Raw genomic sequence first — 16,720 nt, 5'->3', positions numbered from 1 at the left:
TCCGGAGTTATTGCGGAAGATCAGAGCCGATTGCATTTTCTGTTCCAGCTTTCTTCCGATACTCACGATCAGGCAAGCCGCGCGCCGCTCGTGAATAAAGTCGATAGAGATGCCAAGGTCTTGTAGGTGCATCGACTGAAAAACTCAGTTTGTCCGCATAGTCGCTGATATTCCGAGGTACAGCAGGCGCGAAACGATAAGCCTCACCCTCACTGACTGGTTCTTGCCCCAAAAACTTTGCCTGAGCCACTTTGTCTGCGTTTAATTTTTGTCCAAATCTTATTTCAAGAGTTCCTTTGAGGGCTAATTCTTGCCTGCCGATCACGAGCGCGTTGGACCGCTCACAGCTTAGTTTTTTTCCGGCAATAGCAAGAATAACAATATCCCCCACATTACAGGCGACCTCGCGCATGTCTTCCTGGGTGGTATAGGCTAGCATTCGACCGTCCCGAAGGGGAATGGTACAGAGGCCGTCCTCACAAAGGAAAGCGTTCTCATCAACGGGAACGGGCTGTTTTTTCATTATGTGCGGAGAAACAAACGTTTCAACCAGATAGGCTGTCTGCCAGTTCTGTGCTGTGAATTGCGGTGGCCTGCTGCGATTAACAGCAAAATTCCCATCCGACAGTCGCACCGCCACAAACTTCGCATCTTCACTGACAAGAACATCAGGCATCGGCGTCCGAATGAATGCGATCAGTCCCAACACAACGAATGGAAGCGCCAGTAACCGCAGCCGAGTTGTGAAAACAACAGCAATCAAAAGCGCAACTGTCCAGAGAATGAGCGTGATGACTGGCATGACACCGGGATTGCCATCGGGCGATAGGCTGGCGACGAATTCTGCAATATGTCGCACAAGTAGAACGCCAAACCCCATGACCTGTAATGGCAGCCAATCGAGTTGCAGGGGCATCAACAATAGACTCAAGACTGCAAATGGCATCACCAGTATCGAAATAACCGGCAAGGCTAGTACATTGCCAACAAGCCCCAAAGGGGCGGTATTGTTGAAATGGTAAGCGGCAAATATCCCGCTGGCCACACCCGCTACAATTGATGTCGCAGCTGTGGCGATTGTCGGCGCTAGTATTCTTGACAGAATCCCGCGCGGCGATGCCGTGCGGTTTTCCATACCTGACTGTTTGCGGGCCTTCCTTTCACTCCACCAAGCGAACGCCGCAATCAGTCCCGCCGTTGCTGAAAATGACATCTGAAAACTTGGACCCAATATTTCGTGCGGCGAGATCGCGATCATCGCTATCGCTGAAATCGCCAGATTGCGCATACTGATAGCCGCTCTGTCAGCCAGAAGCGCGCAAAGCATCACAGCAATCATCACGTAGCTGCGCTGTGCCGCCACATCGGCTCCGGACATGGCGAGATAGAACGTACAACTCAGCAGCGAAAGAAAAGCAGCATATTTCTTGACGGAGTATCGCGCGCTGAAGGCCGGAAACAGGGCAAACAGGGACCGCAACGACATCATGACGACTCCTGCAGCCAACACCATATGCAAGCCAGAAATCGATAGGATGTGCGCAAGCCCAGCCTTGCGCAGATGCTCATTTGTCTCCTCACTGATCCCTGCCCGCTCGCCGGCGATCAGCGCTGCCGCAACGCTGCCATCTTCACCGGACAACACCTCTGCAATCCGCTCTGAAACATGTACGCGTAACTGTGCTATAGAACCGGAAATTTTTGCGGCCATATTACTTGGGCCGGGTACATCTACAATTTTCGGCGTCCCCAGAAAAAAGCCGTTTGCGCCGATCCCACCGAAATAAGCGTGAAAGCCAAAATCGTAATTTCCAGGCCGTACCGGACCGGACGCCACGCGCAGGCGTGCAAAACCGTTCAAGCCGCTTCCGATTGTCGTTGAAGCCGGAATATCGCGCGCAGTAATCCGGATGCGTTGCGGCGAATAACGCAACTTGGGCCTTTGCGTTTCAATCAAGTCAAGCGTGACACGCCAGCTGCCATTGTCCCTATATTCGAGAGCAACTACCCTCCCCGTCACGCGGGTCGCCACTTCGGAACCGAGCATCTGGGTTCCGCGTCTCTCTGTTTCGATCTTTCCCGCAATTATTCCCAGCTGGAGTGCCATCACGAGCGTCAGAAGCTGTGATACGAGGAAGTGTTTGCGAGAAAGAAGACGAATAAGAACAGACGCTGTGAGAACCGAAACAAGTGGCAGCCATGCAGGTTCGAACGAAACTGAAAAATAGATAACCGCTCCAACGCCCATGAAAACCGGAAACAGTAGGAAAAACATCCCTCTGCCGATTTCCCGCGTCATGGCTGCAGAAAAATTCTGCCGGACAATGGATGCCAGCGCCGTTAGCCGTTCAGACGGTGTTTGTTGTCTTGACGGCTGAACTGGCGGTGTTTGTTCAGTTGGTTTATAAGGTAGCCATGGTTCGGGCAATAAGGAACGCGCAAGACCGTCGGGCATGTCTTTGACAAACACCCGTTCATTAATCTCCTGCGTTTCGCTTATGCTCGTCATGCCCCCGCCTGACTGCAAAAGTGTTCCCCGATTTCTCAAGAAGAATACCGGATTAGCGCGAAAGAAACTTCAAGCCCTTGCGCGCTGTGCTGCCTATGGTACATGAACGCCAGCCAAAATCGAGAGGGTTCCCGCATCGAGAATCCTTGACGCCCGTAGACTGAGTGCAATCGGGCGCTACATATTCAAAATTCCGCCTCGCACTGCGCATCCGCTGCAGCCCAACGAGGCCTGTTATAGTGGAGCTGTCATGTCGAAACCGGTCGTAACCCGTTTTGCCCCTTCGCCCACGGGTTTCCTACATATTGGCGGAGCCCGGACCGCCCTGTTCAACTGGCTTTATGCCAAGCATAGCGGCGGTAAGATGCTGCTACGCATCGAAGATACAGATCGTGAGCGCTCCACGGATGCTGCAACGTCAGCGATCCTCGATGGCCTCACATGGCTAGGTCTTGATTGGGATGGCGATGCCATCTCACAGTTTGAACGCGCCCCACGCCATCGCGAAGTAGCCGAAGAACTGGTCGCTAAAGGCAAAGCTTATTATTGCTATGCGACACCAGCCGAACTGGAAGACATGCGCGAGAAGGCACGTGCCGAAGGCCGCCCACCGCGTTATGATGGTCGCTGGCGTGATCGCGATCCATCCGAAGCACCAGAAGGTGTAAAGCCGGTCATCCGAATCAAGGCACCGCAGGAAGGTGAAACCCTTGTTCGCGATGCGGTTCAGGGTGATGTTCGTTTCCCAAACAAGGACTTAGATGATTTCATCATCCTTCGTTCCGACGGTACGCCAACCTATATGCACGCCGTTGTCGTCGATGATAATGATATGGGCGTCACCCACATTATCCGCGGCGATGATCATCTGACCAATGCTGCGCGTCAGACGGTGATTTATGATGCGATGGGCTGGGAAGTTCCTCAGATGTCGCATATTCCGCTCATTCATGGTGCGGATGGCGCGAAGCTCTCCAAGCGTCACGGCGCACTTGGCGTCGATGCATATCGCGCCATGGGTTATCTGCCGGAAGCTCTGCGCAACTATCTGGTTCGCCTTGGCTGGAGCCATGGCGACGATGAAATCATGTCGACCGAACAGATGATCGAGTGGTTTGACGTGAAGGATATAAACAAAGGTGCTGCGCGCTTTGACTTCCAGAAGCTGGAAGCAATCAATGGCCTCTATATGCGCAACAGCGACGACAAGGCACTGTTTGATGCTCTGATCGCTGTCTTGCCTGAGATCGAAGGCGGCAAAGAACTTGAAGCCTCTCTGGACGACAAAGGCCGTGAACAGCTTCTCACAGCAATGCCCGGTCTAAAAGATCGTGCAAAGACACTCGTCGAACTCGCAGACGGTGCTAAGTTCATCTTCGCCAAGCGCCCACTTGAATTTGATGAAAAGGCCGCATCCCTGCTTAATGACGAAGGCCGAGCAGTGCTGGCGGCTGCCCTTCCGCATCTGGAATCAGTCAAAGAATGGACTGTGGAAGCACTTGATGCGGCGGTTCGCGCCCATGCTGAAGCCACAGGCTTGAAGCTTGGAAAGGTGGCACAACCACTGCGCGCTGCCCTTACGGGTCGCGCTACATCTCCGGGTGTATTCGATGTACTGTTTGTGCTCGGTCGTGAAGAGTCACTTGCACGCATAAAAGATCAAATCGTTTGAACTGTTAGCATTCACGCTGACGTGACAAAACGGGCTTAATTAGTCCAAATTACGCATTGCATCGCAAAATCATTGGGATAGTTTGGCGGTCGAAATCGTTTGGATAATACGTTCAAAACTAGTGGTCTGATTCCGACATTTGCGCCCTTCGGTTACAAGCATCGGAATAAAAAAGACCACTAGCAAGTTTCCCGCGCAAGCGGGAAACATTCGGAATTTGCGAAAGACAAGTTATAACGACGATTAAAATTCAGCCGTCGCAAAGACGGCAAAGTGGACACGAAAGGAAACACGATGTCAGATAAGACAGCTAGCTTTACCCTCGACGGCAAAACGTTCGACCTGCCTGTACGACAAGGCACTGTCGGGCCGGACGTCGTTGACATCGGTCCACTTTACAAGAATGCGAATGCCTTCACTTACGATCCAGGTTTCACGTCGACTGCTTCGTGCGAATCCAAGATCACCTACATCGATGGCGATGAAGGCGTATTGCTCTATCGTGGCTATCCGATTGATCAGCTTGCTGAACACGGCGACTTCCTCGAAACATGCTACCTGCTGCTTTACGGCGAACTGCCAACGGCAACTCAGAAAGCTGATTTCGATTATCGCGTGACCCGTCACACGATGATCCATGAGCAGATGACGAAGTTCTTCACAGGCTTCCGTCGTGATGCGCATCCGATGGCCGTGATCGTAGGCTGCGTTGGTGCAATGTCTGCTTTCTACCACGACTCGACCGATATCACCGATCCACATCAGCGCATGGTCGCTTCGATCCGCTTGATCGCCAAGGTGCCAACGCTGGCTGCGATGGCCTATAAGTATCACATCGGCCAGCCCTTCATGTATCCGAAGAACGACCTCGATTTCGCGTCGAACTTCCTACACATGTGCTTCGGCGTTCCTTGCGAAGAATATAAGGTCAATCCGGTTCTAGCCCGCGCTATGGATCGTATCTTCATCCTGCATGCAGATCACGAGCAGAACGCTTCGACGTCGACTGTCCGTCTGGCCGGTTCATCAGGCGCAAACCCGTTCGCGTGTATCGCAGCTGGCGTTGCCTGCCTCTGGGGCCCTGCTCATGGTGGCGCAAACGAAGCCGCGCTTAACATGCTTGCTGAAATCGGCTCGGTTGACCGCATTCCAGAATTCATCGCCCGTGCCAAGGACAAGAACGATCCATTCCGTCTGATGGGCTTTGGTCACCGCGTTTACAAGAACTACGATCCACGCGCCAAGATCATGCAGAAGACCTGTCATGAGGTTCTCGGTGAACTCGGCATCAAGGACGATCCGCTTCTCGACGTCGCTCTGGAACTGGAAAAGATCGCTCTGACCGATGAATACTTCATCGAAAAGAAGCTCTATCCAAACATCGACTTCTATTCCGGCATTACACTGAAGGCGCTCGGCTTCCCGACCGAAATGTTCACGGTTCTGTTCGCGCTCGCCCGTACAGTTGGCTGGGTCGCACAGTGGAAAGAAATGATCGAAGATCCACAACAGAAGATCGGTCGTCCGCGTCAGCTCTACACCGGCGCTGCAGAACGCGATTACGTACCAGTCGCAAAGCGTAAGTAATCCATACACAATAAAAAAACCCCGGCAAATTGCCGGGGTTTTTGTTTGTAACGATTTTAAAGGTCAGCGCTTTCTGCCGTTTTCAGCAAGATCAAGTAGAACGCGCGCACCGATCTCACCTGATGGCCGCTTGGTAGCCATGATCGACGTCACCTTATCGAAGCCATCAAGCTGAGCTTGCCGAAAAGCACCTTTCTGCATCAATTGCTCGATGTAGCGCGCCAGGTTGCCGGGCCTCACGGATTCATTGAAAAATTCCGGTACAACAGGCGCATCTGCGATAATGTTAGGCAGTGCTGCACTCCAGATCGTAATTTTGGAGATCAGAAACTGACGCGCAAACCAATCCGCTTTATAAGAAAGAACGGTTGGAATATGCGACAGCGCCAATTCCAATGAGACTGTGCCCGATGCAGCCAATGCCGCGTCTGCGCGAGCAAAAGCCTGCCATTTTGCCTCGTCTCCCGTCACGATCAACGGCTTAACTGCCCAGTCCTTGGACATCTCACGCACTGTTTCCTCAATACGAGGCAACGTCGGCAGGATGACTTCCAGCTTTTCCACACGTGTCGCCAATTCGGCAACCGCTTTGCCGAACGGCTCCATAAGCATCTGGAGTTCCCCGCGACGCGAGCCAGGAAGCAGCAGCAGGCAACGAGTGTCATCAGGCCAGCGTTTCTGCTCGGCAGCCTTTTGCGCTGCCTGCACCCGCAAGATGGGTGCATAACTGCTGAGACGATGCCCGACATAAGTTGATTGCGGCCCGTTGAGCCGTTTCATCACATCAACCTCGAACGGCAACACCGTCAGAACATGATCAACATAGGCCCGCATCTCTTTCGCGCGTTGTGGACGCCAGGCCCAAACACTCGGTGCGATATATTTCACAATTGGGATCGAAGAATCCGTCGCCCTTATTTTCTTTGCAACCCGATGCGTAAACTCAGGGCTATCAATCAGCAGAACGCAATCAGGCTTCTCGGCAACGATACGCTTCGCCGTCTGTCGGATACGCAGAATAAGACCGGGAAGATTCTTGAGGATCGCACCAAGGCCCATCAGAGCAATTTCATGCGGATCGAAAAAGCTTTTCAATCCGCGCTGGGTCAAATGCTCGCCGCCAACGCCAACGATGTCGACCAGCCTGTCAGTCTGGCTGCGAAGCGCATCAATCAGGTCGGCACCAAGTAGATCGCCGGATTCCTCTCCGGCCACGATTGCGATTTTCAATGGCCGGCTGGTTTTGCTCACCCTGTCGTGTCCTTTGTGCTTCGACTGATCGTTTCGATAAACAGGCCTTTTTCGTTTGCCGCAGCCAAGGTTTCTCCCAGCCCAAGAATGAAGGTGCGTCCCGCTTCAATCGCGATGCCGGAAAGCCCTGCGCGTGCAGCGTTTTCCACTGTCGACACGCCAATGGCTGGCAAATCGGCGCGTTCATCCTGTCTTGGCTTGGCCATTTTTACAAGTACGCCGCCACGCTTGGGAATTCTGCCTTCCTGACGTAGGGCAAAAACGCGCTCAATCATCAGGTCAGTGCCTTCAGCACCTTCAAGAGCGACAACCCGTCCGCCGGCTGCGATTGCACCCTGCCCGACATCAAGTTCCCCCAACCGAAGAGCTGCTTCCATCGCAAGCGTAATATTACGGCGCTCGCGCGAATCCGGTGTCAATCGTGTGAGACAGCGTGCAGGCTCTGGCGATAACAGGTCTGGCACGACTTCGTGCGCTCCTACCATTTTGAAGCCGTATCGCTCCAGCAGGCGCATAAAAGCCCGCAACAACGCATCGTCGCCCTGACTGAGAGCAACGAGAACATACCGCATCGCTCGGATTGTGGGCAAGTTAAGCTTCAAATCGCTCAGGTGCGGCCGATTGCGAAGGCCACCAGCAAGAACCACCTGCGAAACGCCAGCGGAACGCATGGCACGCATCAACATGCCAAAATCGACAGCCGAGATTTCCTGATGATCATATTCGTAGAGCGAAGCATCAGCTTCACCACGCAGCGGAAGCACAAAAGGCGGATTTCCATCCGCCTTTAAAGCCTCGGCCACCTTAATCGGCAATAGGCCATTGCCAGCTATAATAGCAGTGCGGGGGCGCTTGTTCACGCTCTGCCCGCTATCAAGCGTCGTCACCGTCATCCATCGCTCCGCCAACGGATGAACCGAGCGGTGGAGTGCAATAGGCGCGTTTATTATCCACCATAATGAAGGAGATAAGATCAGCCACACCGTCCGAGTCAGGAAATGCCTTCAGAACGTCCTGCGCGCGTTCACGAACAGGCTTAGAACGATCAAACAGCATATGCACTGCATGGCGCAGATTGTGAATATCTTTGCGCTGCATGCCCGAACGCTTCATGCCGATAATGTTCAAACCACCCAGATAGGCGTGGTTGCCGATAGCACTGCCGTAGGGAATGAGATCATGGGCGAGTGCAGCCATACCGCCAACAAACGCATGATGACCAACGCGCGTGAACTGGTGAACAGCAGAACCGCCGCCAAGAATGGCATGATGGCCGATTTCCACATGCCCGCCGATCATCACGTTGTTGGCGAATGTGACGTGATCGCCGACATCGCAGTCGTGAGCGACATGTGCATAAGCAAGAAACTGACAATTGTCGCCAACGCTTGTATATCCGCGACTGCTGTCCGAACCGCGATGCATGGTGACACCTTCGCGGATAAGACAGTTCGTGCCAACGATAAGCTTGGTCGGACCGCCTTTATGCTTTCCATTCTGTGGATCACAACCGAGAACGGCATGCGGATAAACCTTTGCGCCAGCACCAAGCGTTACCGCCTCAGTGACGACAACATGACTCATCAGTTCCGAGCCATCACCAACGACAGCGCCAGACTGAACATGGCAAAATGGACCGACAGATACGCCTTGTCCCAGCTCCACACCCTGCTCGACGAGAGCGGTAGGGTGGATAAAAGTTTCCTTCATTGAGGTACTCACGCCTTTTCTTCGGCTACGCCAACCATCGCGGCAACTTCAGCTTCGGCAACCTTTACGCCATCAACTTCCGCCACGCACTCAAATTTAGAGATGTTTCCGCGCTGTTTTATCTTCTTCACGTGAAGGTGAAGCTGGTCGCCCGGAACCACCGGACGGCGGAACTTGGCTTTGTCGATCGTCATGAAATAAACAAGGCTAGGCGCGTCTGTGCCCTTCTTGAGAACAGTGATCGCACCGGCTGTCTGGGCCATGGCTTCGATAATAAGAACGCCTGGCATAATCGGCTTATCAGGAAAATGGCCGGTAAAGTGCGGCTCATTAAACGTGACATTCTTGATGCCTGTCGCAGATTCATCGCCATCAATATTGATGATACGATCAATCAGCAAAAATGGATATCGATGCGGGAGCGCACGCATAACTGCATGAATATCTGCGGTTTCCAGCTTCTTCTGATTAGCATCACTCATCAGAGGATTGCTCCTTTCTTGGTTTCCCGATGCTCCGGATATTCGCGATATCTCTGAACCATTGTTTAATTGGCCGAGCGGGGACGCCCCCCCAACGCTCACCATCGGGTATGTCATTCATTACGCCGCTTCCCGCAGCAATCTGTACACGCGAACCGATAACCACGTGATCGGCAAGGCCTACACTGCCGCCGATCATGGTTTGGTCACCGATAACAACACTTCCCGAAATACCGCAAAGTGCAGCCACAACGCAAAATCGGCCAAATCGCACATTATGCGCAATCTGCACCAGATTATCGATCTTAGTACCCTCACCGATCACGGTATCGTTTAAAGCACCACGATCAATCGTGGTATTTGCACCGATTTCGACATCGTCCTGCAGGATAACACGTCCAAGCTGAGGCACCTTTTCAAGGCCTCTGGGCCCAGGAACATAGCCAAAGCCGTCCTGCCCGATACGAACACCCGGATGCAGAGACACGCGATTGCCTATCAGGGCAAACTGAACAGCTACACCCGGCGCAATATAACTATCGCGACCGATCTGGCAGCCTTCGCCAACGACAGCTGTTGCAGCAATCAGCGTCCCGGCACCAATACTGACATTCCTGCCAATCATCGCGCCCGCTTCAATTGTCGCACCATCTTCGATCGTTGCAGATGGATGAATAAATGCCGCCGGGGAAATACCAGTTTCACCCAGCCAGCTTTCCGGCCTCACCGATACAGGAAAAAGCATCCGTCCGACGGACGAAAAATCACGCTGAGGATTTCTGGTAACAAGCGCTGCCATACCCGAAGGAACACTATCCGCGACATCTTCGGAACAAAGAACACCTGCGGCCTTCATGCCAGCAAGTGCGGCAGCATTCTTTTTGCCATCAACAAAAACGAGTGCATTTTCACTCGCATCATTCAATGAAGCTAAACGCGCAACAGAACGCGGTGCAAACTTCGGGTTGCGAAGTTTAGCACCGGTAAAATCCGCTATATCGCCGATCGTGAGTTCACGAGAAGGCTTGAAGAAAATGGGATCTGCCATCAAAGCACTTTCTTGCCCGGGGCATGTCTGCCCCGGGAAAAGGCAAATCTATTAGAACTTGGTCGAAACACCAAAGTTGAAATTCTGAACCTTATCGGTATCAGCCTTTGCAATAGGGAATGCGTAGTCAAAGCGCAACGGACCGAATGGCGAAGCCCACATCAAGCTCACACCAGCCGAAGCACGAAGCTTCTTGTCGTCGCCATTAACACCCGTGGTATCATTTCCATACAGGGTTGCAGCGTCTGCAAAGAGAGCACCACGGATACCAAGGCTTTCTGGAACAAGCGGCATCGGGAACTGAACTTCAGCCGTACCGTTGAAATAGGTCGTTCCACCCATCCAGTAGCGGTTGCCGTTGTTCGCATCCTGATAAGGACCAATACCGTTGAACTTGAAGCCGCGGATCATATCCGAATTGTTCTTGAACAGATCGAAGATACGAACGCCGTCATTACCAAATTCGTGGATGTAACCACCACCGACACCCAGCATACCAACGATGTCAGCTTCCTGCATAAGCGTGGTGTAGTAATTACCCTTGAAAGTCGTCTTGACGTACTTCGCGTCACCACCAAGACCCGCAAATTCCTGCGTGAACTTCGCATAAATACCTTCATGCGGGTTCTTCATATCGTCGATGGAGTTGTAAGTGAGCGAGTAGCTAACCGACGAACGCAGCCATGGGCTGAATTCAGCTGCATCGATAAGAGCAGGTGCGTAGTAATCTGGATCAGGGTTACCATCAGGACCGGAAACGTACAGGTCGTACTTTTCCTGAACGAGGTTATAGGCCAGACCAGCAGAGAAGTTATCGGTGATCGGCAAGCCGAAACGGATCGTGCCGCCCGTCTGCTGAACATCATAACGACCGCCGCTATCTACGCGGTACGAGCGACGGAATACGTCGAAACCAGCCGACATGCGATAGCCGAGGAAGTATGGCTCGGTGAACGACAGCGCGTAGTTACGCATTTCGTCCTGACCTGCACCAGCACTGATTCGGATAAACTGGCCACGACCGAGGAAGTTGCGCTCGGTAATAGCAGCTTCAACCTGTGCGCCAGGCGATTCGCCACCGGTCGTGTAACCACCACCGATTGAGAATTCACCGGTCGACTTTTCGACAACGTCAACAACCAGAATCACCTGATCAGGTTCTGCGCCTGGAGCAGTGGAGATATTGACAGTCTGGAAGAAGTCGAGTGCTTCGAGACGACGCTTCGCACGCTGGACCATGACCTGATTGAAGGCATCGCCTTCGTTCATGTCGAACTCACGACGAATGACGTAATCGCGGGTCTTGTCGTTGCCGCGGATTTCGATGCGCTCAACATAAGCGCGCGGACCCTGATCAACACTATAGACGAGCGAGATTGTGTGATTGTCAAAATCACGATCACCGCGCGGCTCGACCTTGGCAAATGCGTAACCGCTACCGGCAACATTTTCCGTGATAGCCGTAACGGAGTCTTCGATTTCTTTAGCGCTGTAAGGCTTGCCTTCGCGCGTCTTGACCAGACCACCAAGAGCCTGCGTATCAACACCTTCAACGGTGCTTTCAACGCCGACATTACCGAAGGTATAGCGCTGACCTTCGTCAACGGTAACCGTAATCGTGTATTCGTTGGTCGATGGATCAAGCGTAGCATTCGATGAAAGTACGCGGAAATCCGCATAACCACGGTTGTAGTAGAAACGACGCAGCGTTTCTTCATCAGCCTGCAGACGACCTTCATCATAAACGTCGTTACGGGTCAGCCACGAAAGCGGGTTCGAGCGCTTGGTGGAGATCACGTCACGCAGACGACGCGAGCCGTATGCACTATTACCAACGAAATTGATGTTAGCGATCTTGGTGCGCGAACCTTCCGTGATTTCATAAACCACGTTGACGCGACCCTGACCGAGATCAACGGTACGAGCATTTACAACCGCATCGCTGCGGCCGATATGCGCGTAAGCACCCTTGATGGCTTCCTTGTCAGCTTCCATGGTTGCTGCGTCATACGGCGAACGGGCCTTGAGCTGAACGGCGCGAGCCAGATCAGGATCCTTGACCTTTTTGTTCCCCTGGAAAAGGACGTTGTTCACAACAGAACGTTCGCTCACCTGAACGATCAGCGATCCACCAGACTGGTTGATGCGAACATCAGAGAACAAACCCATTGCGAAAAGGCGCTTAACAGCAGCATCAATATCATTGCTGTTGAAAGCCTTGCCCGGGCGAATGTCGATATTGTCACGGATTGTCTGCGCATCGACGCGCGTATTGCCGCGCACTTCAATACGATTGACGACCGCGGCCTCAGCAGCATTTACCGATGCCAGAGAGAGCGCAGCAGTACCCGAAGCTACAAGAGCCACCGACATGGCGAGCGCTGAAGCGGCGCCAAAGAATTTAGAACTTGCCGTCATAGGCTTTCCGAACCTTCGTTTCTTTCTGTCCCCGGGGCGAATTTCCCAGAAATGCACGTATAGATACAACCGTAATAGCCGGTTTTTCTATACAAGCAAGCGTCGCGGTTAAAATCTGTTTACTTAAGCAACCAGCGTGACATCCGTGCCACGCGATTTAACGGTTATGGTAAACAAATCACTACGCTTTTCCAGTCCTCACTCCCAACGTTCATTTCTGATTAACGCCTCTACACAGCTTTCACTGTGAGTAGCGCTTCTTGTGGTAGAGAGTCTCGCCATATTGACAGCGCGACCCAGTTCCCCGTCAACCAGCCGGACAGTGATCTAGCAGGCAAACAGGTCGTTGAAAAGTACGAACCCCATGAATCCCATCACAACGAGGAATCCAACACGATAAAAAATTTCCTGCGCCCAAACAGACACAGGGCTGCCCTTGATTGCTTCCACGGCGTAGAAAACCAGATGCCCACCATCCAGCGGCGGCAAGGGAAACAGGTTCAAAAGCCCGATGCCAATGGACAGCATCGCAGTCAGCTGGATAAGCCAATCAAATCCCTGACTTGCAGCCTTGCCCGCCATATTGGCAATCTTCACGGGTCCGCCGAGCTGACATTTATCTTCACGACCAACGGCAAAGCGCTGAAAAAACTCTCCAGTGCGACTGATGATATGTCCGGTTTCGACAATCGCCTGCCCCACTGATTCGAGCGGACCATATTCAATACGGCGGAAATTTCCGACCGCCTGCGTGGTTTCCACGCCAATCGCCCCCATCTTGACCTTATTGCCCAGAGGGTCTGTACGTTCAACGAGTGCAGGTGTGGCCTTAAGATCGACCATCTTGCCATCGCGCTCGACAGTGAAGTCCAGCACATCGCCCGAGCGCCCGGAAACGATCCGCTGCACATCGGAGAAAGTTGTAATCTTCTCCCCATTCACACTAACAAAGCGATCACCCGGCTCAAAACCGGCTGCGGCAGCCGGACTGTCCGGCTGAACGCCAGCAACAAGCGGGTCAGCAATCTGCCGTCCATACAACGCAAAGAACACGCTGAAGATGACAACCGTAAGAATGATGTTGAATGCAGGGCCAGCAAAAACCGTTGCAGCGCGCTTCCAGACCGGCTGCGTATGGAATGCCCTACTCTGTTCTTCTGCGCTGAGATTGGAGTTATCCACACCCACAGGCGAACTCGTAGCACTTTCATCGCCCAGAAACTTCACATAGCCGCCAAGAGGAATTGCTGAAAGCTTCCAGCGCGTCCCGTGCTTATCGGTGAAGCCGATTAGTTCAGGTCCGAAACCAATAGAAAAAGCGCTTGCGCCAATACCGCACCAGCGTCCTACGAGGTAATGCCCCATTTCGTGCACGAAAACGACAACCGTCAGCACAAAAAGAAATGGAATTATGGTTCCGACAAGCAGACTTTCACTGCCGATAAAAAAGGCCAGAGCCTCCTGCAAATTACCACTCCTACGAATTCATACGCGCTCAGAAACTAAAAAAGATTGCAGATGGTACATCTGGCTCGGCGATAATAGCACCAAAGAGGTACAGAAGCGCTGCCGCCGCCACAAGCCCATCCACTCGATCCAGAACACCACCATGTCCTGGCAAAAGACGACCGGAATCCTTTGCACCGAACTGCCGCTTAACCCATGATTCAGCCAGATCGCCAATCTGCGAGACGATAGAGAGAAGAAGAGCGAGTAGCGGCACGATCCAACTACCGGGTGCTGCCACCAGTGACGCAACCAGAATGCCGCCAGCAACGGCTGCCGCAGCACCACCCAACGCCCCTGACCATGTCTTGTTAGGCGAAAAGCGCGGCGCAAGCTTGGGTCCACCCAACGCACGCCCATTGAAATAGGCTGCGATATCGGTCGACCATACGACTGCAAAAAGGAAACATATAGCTGTGAAGCCAAACGGCTCATCGCCACGCAACAGCGAAAGCGAGATAGCTGAAAAGCCAGCGTAAAAAAGACCAGCAGCAGGCCATCCGCGCCCTGTCTTCCACTGCGTTGCCAATAGAATGATGCAACCGGCAAGCAGCACGCCAATTGTCAGCAAAGCACCCCGGTCGACAATTAGAAGAATGAAGGTCGCAAGCAGCCAGACCCAACCGAAAATGCGAGAAAATGAAGTCTGCTTTATCGCACTGAGTTCAGTCCACTCGTAAAACATCGCCAGACCAATGGCGATAGAGAACAGAGTGAAACCCAACCCGCCTACCCAGGTCAGCCAGAGGGCCGCAGCGCCGAGAACTATGGCGGTCAGAATACGAGTTTGCAGATTTGACATTGATACCTTTCGGCTAACTTACAGCGGTTCCAGTTAAGATCGAATCGTTGAAACCGCTGTAACTATTTGTTTTTACGCATTTCCGAACGCCAGACCGGTTCCCACTTTTGCTGGAAATGCTTTAAACTGTTAGAACGATCTTTACGCATCCCACCGGGCGCGCGGCGCTCTATGCTGACAGGCCGCATCAAACCGCTGCACCTTTTGCCGAAGTGCATTCGATTGCGGTTGAACACTCTTCGAGCTTGTCGCGCGCTTCTACGCCACCGAAACGGCGCTCGCGCTGACGGAAAACTTCATAAGCTGCATCAAGATCAGCAGGCTTGAAATCAGGCCAGTGCCCCGGCACAAACAGAAACTCGGAATAAGCCGCCTGCCAGAGCAGAAAATTCGACAGACGCATTTCGCCGCTCGTGCGAATGATCAGATCTGGATCAGGAATACCTGCAGTATCCAGGTTTGCAGAGATCAAATCAGCGGAAATCGATGACGGATCAAGAAGGCCGGCCGCGACATCGCGCGCCAGACTTTTAACGGCACGTGCAATTTCATCGCGCGAACCGTAATTGAAGGCAATGATCAGATTAAGGCCCGCGTTGCGTCGGGTTAGTGTCTCTGCTTCGCTGAGTAATCCGCAAATATCGGAGGCCAACCCTTCGCGCTCGCCAATAATCCGCACCCGGACATTATTGCGATGCAGTTCGGCAAGATCACGCCGGATAAACAGCTTCAGCAACCCCATAAGATCGCCGACTTCGCCGCTCGGGCGTGACCAGTTTTCGGAAGAAAACGCAAAAAGGGTGAGATAGCCAAGACCGCGATCACCTGCGCCCCTCACCGTCTCACGCAAAGCTTCAACTCCGGCTCTGTGGCCGGCGCTGCGCGGCAAACCGCGCGCCTTCGCCCAACGGCCATTGCCATCCATAATAATGGCTATGTGGCGCGGATCGGACATTGCGAAGCTCTCCTCATTGGTAAATCATGCAAATCCAGTGCCTAACGTCATAAATCTGTAGCGTTTGAACAAACACAATCAGAATTTCACAACTTGCCAGACACTGGCAACGAATTGTTTCTAATTTCGTTTGGTTTCAAAGTCCGGCTCCAATCATGATATGAAATCGCACGAACTTTGAAATCAAGAAACTAGACCTGCATGATCTCGCCTTCTTTGACCGAAACGATCTTATCCATTTCGGCGATCGTATCGTCAGTGAGCTTCTGAACCTTTTCAGAAAGGCCGCGGCTGTCATCCTGACTGATGTCGCCGTCTTTCTCGAGCTTCTTAAGCGTATCCATACCATCACGGCGAACGTGACGCGCTGCAATACGGCCCTGTTCGGCATATTGATGCGCAATCTTGACCAGCTCTTTACGGCGCTGTTCATTGAGTTCGGGCAGTGGAATGCGAAGCGTCATGCCATCGGTGATTGGATTGAGACCAAGACCGGATTCACGAATCGCGCGTTCAACCGCGCCCACCATGCTCTTGTCCCATACGGAAACCGAAAGCATGCGCGATTCAGGCACAGTGATATTGGCGACCTGATTGATCGGCATTTCAGCGCCATAAGCTGTAATCGTAATTGGTTCGAGCAAGCTTGCAGAAGCGCGGCCCGTACGCAGACCACCAAGGTCATGCTTCAGGGCGCTGACTGCGCCTTCCATGCGTCGCTTGAGGTCGTTGATGTCAAAAACATCGCTCATACATGTTCTCCTTCAGTGCGCGACAAGA

The 16,720-nt window shown here is 52.9% G+C and carries 12 protein-coding genes and 1 pseudogene; 2 read left to right on the top strand and 11 right to left on the bottom strand.

The window, feature by feature from the left end; genetic code table 11:
* Nucleotides 1-7: 7 nt before the first annotated feature.
* Nucleotides 8-2,509 carry a ComEC/Rec2 family competence protein gene (locus QBD00_RS03150; protein WP_318578619.1) on the bottom strand — a complete coding sequence of 834 codons (2,502 nt, stop codon included), beginning with the start codon at nucleotides 2,507-2,509 and terminating at the stop codon, nucleotides 8-10.
* A 250-nt stretch (nucleotides 2,510-2,759) separates the two neighbouring features.
* Here QBD00_RS03150 and gltX point away from each other — a divergent pair, with 250 nt between their 5' ends.
* Both gltX and gltA read left to right on the top strand, forming a co-directional pair.
* Nucleotides 2,760-4,181, top strand: coding sequence for a glutamate--tRNA ligase (gene gltX / locus QBD00_RS03145; RefSeq protein ID WP_318578618.1), 1,422 nt, complete (start codon nucleotides 2,760-2,762; stop codon nucleotides 4,179-4,181).
* Between the two features lie 294 nt (nucleotides 4,182-4,475).
* Complete coding sequence (gene gltA / locus QBD00_RS03140) at nucleotides 4,476-5,768, top strand: citrate synthase (RefSeq protein WP_095446751.1); 1,293 nt, start codon at nucleotides 4,476-4,478, stop codon at nucleotides 5,766-5,768.
* 63 nt (nucleotides 5,769-5,831) lie between these two features.
* Here gltA and lpxB read toward each other — a convergent pair whose 3' ends face one another.
* The 10 genes and pseudogenes from lpxB to frr all read right to left on the bottom strand — a co-directional run bounded on the left by lpxB (nucleotide 5,832) and on the right by frr (nucleotide 16,692).
* Nucleotides 5,832-7,019 (bottom strand): lipid-A-disaccharide synthase, encoded by a 1,188-nt coding sequence (gene lpxB, locus QBD00_RS03135; protein WP_318578617.1) that lies wholly within the window; start codon nucleotides 7,017-7,019, stop codon nucleotides 5,832-5,834.
* Nucleotides 7,016-7,912, bottom strand: coding sequence for an LpxI family protein (locus QBD00_RS03130; protein ID WP_095446753.1), 897 nt, complete (start codon nucleotides 7,910-7,912; stop codon nucleotides 7,016-7,018). The genes lpxB and QBD00_RS03130 overlap by 4 nt, the downstream gene beginning before the upstream one ends.
* Nucleotides 7,893-8,729, bottom strand: coding sequence for an acyl-ACP--UDP-N-acetylglucosamine O-acyltransferase (lpxA, locus tag QBD00_RS03125; protein ID WP_318578616.1), 837 nt, complete (start codon nucleotides 8,727-8,729; stop codon nucleotides 7,893-7,895). Before lpxA ends, QBD00_RS03130 begins: the two co-directional genes overlap by 20 nt.
* 8 nt (nucleotides 8,730-8,737) lie before the next feature.
* Nucleotides 8,738-9,211 carry a 3-hydroxyacyl-ACP dehydratase FabZ gene (gene fabZ / locus QBD00_RS03120; RefSeq protein ID WP_095446755.1) on the bottom strand — a complete coding sequence of 158 codons (474 nt, stop codon included), beginning with the start codon at nucleotides 9,209-9,211 and terminating at the stop codon, nucleotides 8,738-8,740.
* Nucleotides 9,204-10,259 carry a UDP-3-O-(3-hydroxymyristoyl)glucosamine N-acyltransferase gene (lpxD, locus tag QBD00_RS03115; RefSeq protein ID WP_318578615.1) on the bottom strand — a complete coding sequence of 352 codons (1,056 nt, stop codon included), beginning with the start codon at nucleotides 10,257-10,259 and terminating at the stop codon, nucleotides 9,204-9,206. Before lpxD ends, fabZ begins: the two co-directional genes overlap by 8 nt.
* Nucleotides 10,260-10,310: 51 nt before the next feature.
* Entirely contained in the window at nucleotides 10,311-12,677 is a 2,367-nt protein-coding gene (gene bamA, locus QBD00_RS03110; protein ID WP_095446757.1) for an outer membrane protein assembly factor BamA, read from the bottom strand.
* Between the two features lie 327 nt (nucleotides 12,678-13,004).
* Nucleotides 13,005-14,144, bottom strand: coding sequence for an RIP metalloprotease RseP (gene rseP, locus QBD00_RS03105; protein WP_095446758.1), 1,140 nt, complete (start codon nucleotides 14,142-14,144; stop codon nucleotides 13,005-13,007).
* A gap of 28 nt (nucleotides 14,145-14,172) precedes the next feature.
* Nucleotides 14,173-14,985 carry a phosphatidate cytidylyltransferase gene (locus QBD00_RS03100; protein WP_151093642.1) on the bottom strand — a complete coding sequence of 271 codons (813 nt, stop codon included), beginning with the start codon at nucleotides 14,983-14,985 and terminating at the stop codon, nucleotides 14,173-14,175.
* A 187-nt stretch (nucleotides 14,986-15,172) separates the two neighbouring features.
* Nucleotides 15,173-15,952: pseudogene (locus tag QBD00_RS03095) on the bottom strand (isoprenyl transferase); the annotation flags it as partial.
* A 179-nt stretch (nucleotides 15,953-16,131) separates the two neighbouring features.
* Complete coding sequence (frr, locus tag QBD00_RS03090) at nucleotides 16,132-16,692, bottom strand: ribosome recycling factor (protein ID WP_095446761.1); 561 nt, start codon at nucleotides 16,690-16,692, stop codon at nucleotides 16,132-16,134.
* Between the last annotated feature and the right edge of the window lie 28 nt (nucleotides 16,693-16,720).

The organism is Ochrobactrum sp. AN78, assembly GCF_029909885.1.
GTDB lineage: Bacteria > Pseudomonadota > Alphaproteobacteria > Rhizobiales > Rhizobiaceae > Brucella > Brucella quorumnocens.
The sequence above is the reverse complement of the archived record's forward strand: the minus strand, read 5'-3'. Positions and strand labels throughout refer to the sequence as shown.

What these genes read in the sequence shown, in the direction of transcription:
- fabZ (WP_095446755.1), bottom strand. Translation starts at nt 9,211, where the DNA reads ATGAGTGATGCTAATCAGAAGAAGCTGGAAACCGCAGATATTCATGCA.
- lpxA (WP_318578616.1), bottom strand. Translation starts at nt 8,729, where the DNA reads ATGAAGGAAACTTTTATCCACCCTACCGCTCTCGTCGAGCAGGGTGTG.
- frr (WP_095446761.1), bottom strand. Translation starts at nt 16,692, where the DNA reads ATGAGCGATGTTTTTGACATCAACGACCTCAAGCGACGCATGGAAGGC.
- gltX (WP_318578618.1), top strand. Translation starts at nt 2,760, where the DNA reads ATGTCGAAACCGGTCGTAACCCGTTTTGCCCCTTCGCCCACGGGTTTC.
- QBD00_RS03150 (WP_318578619.1), bottom strand. Translation starts at nt 2,509, where the DNA reads ATGACGAGCATAAGCGAAACGCAGGAGATTAATGAACGGGTGTTTGTC.
- lpxD (WP_318578615.1), bottom strand. Translation starts at nt 10,259, where the DNA reads ATGGCAGATCCCATTTTCTTCAAGCCTTCTCGTGAACTCACGATCGGC.
- bamA (WP_095446757.1), bottom strand. Translation starts at nt 12,677, where the DNA reads ATGACGGCAAGTTCTAAATTCTTTGGCGCCGCTTCAGCGCTCGCCATG.
- gltA (WP_095446751.1), top strand. Translation starts at nt 4,476, where the DNA reads ATGTCAGATAAGACAGCTAGCTTTACCCTCGACGGCAAAACGTTCGAC.
- QBD00_RS03130 (WP_095446753.1), bottom strand. Translation starts at nt 7,912, where the DNA reads ATGACGGTGACGACGCTTGATAGCGGGCAGAGCGTGAACAAGCGCCCC.
- QBD00_RS03100 (WP_151093642.1), bottom strand. Translation starts at nt 14,985, where the DNA reads ATGTCAAATCTGCAAACTCGTATTCTGACCGCCATAGTTCTCGGCGCT.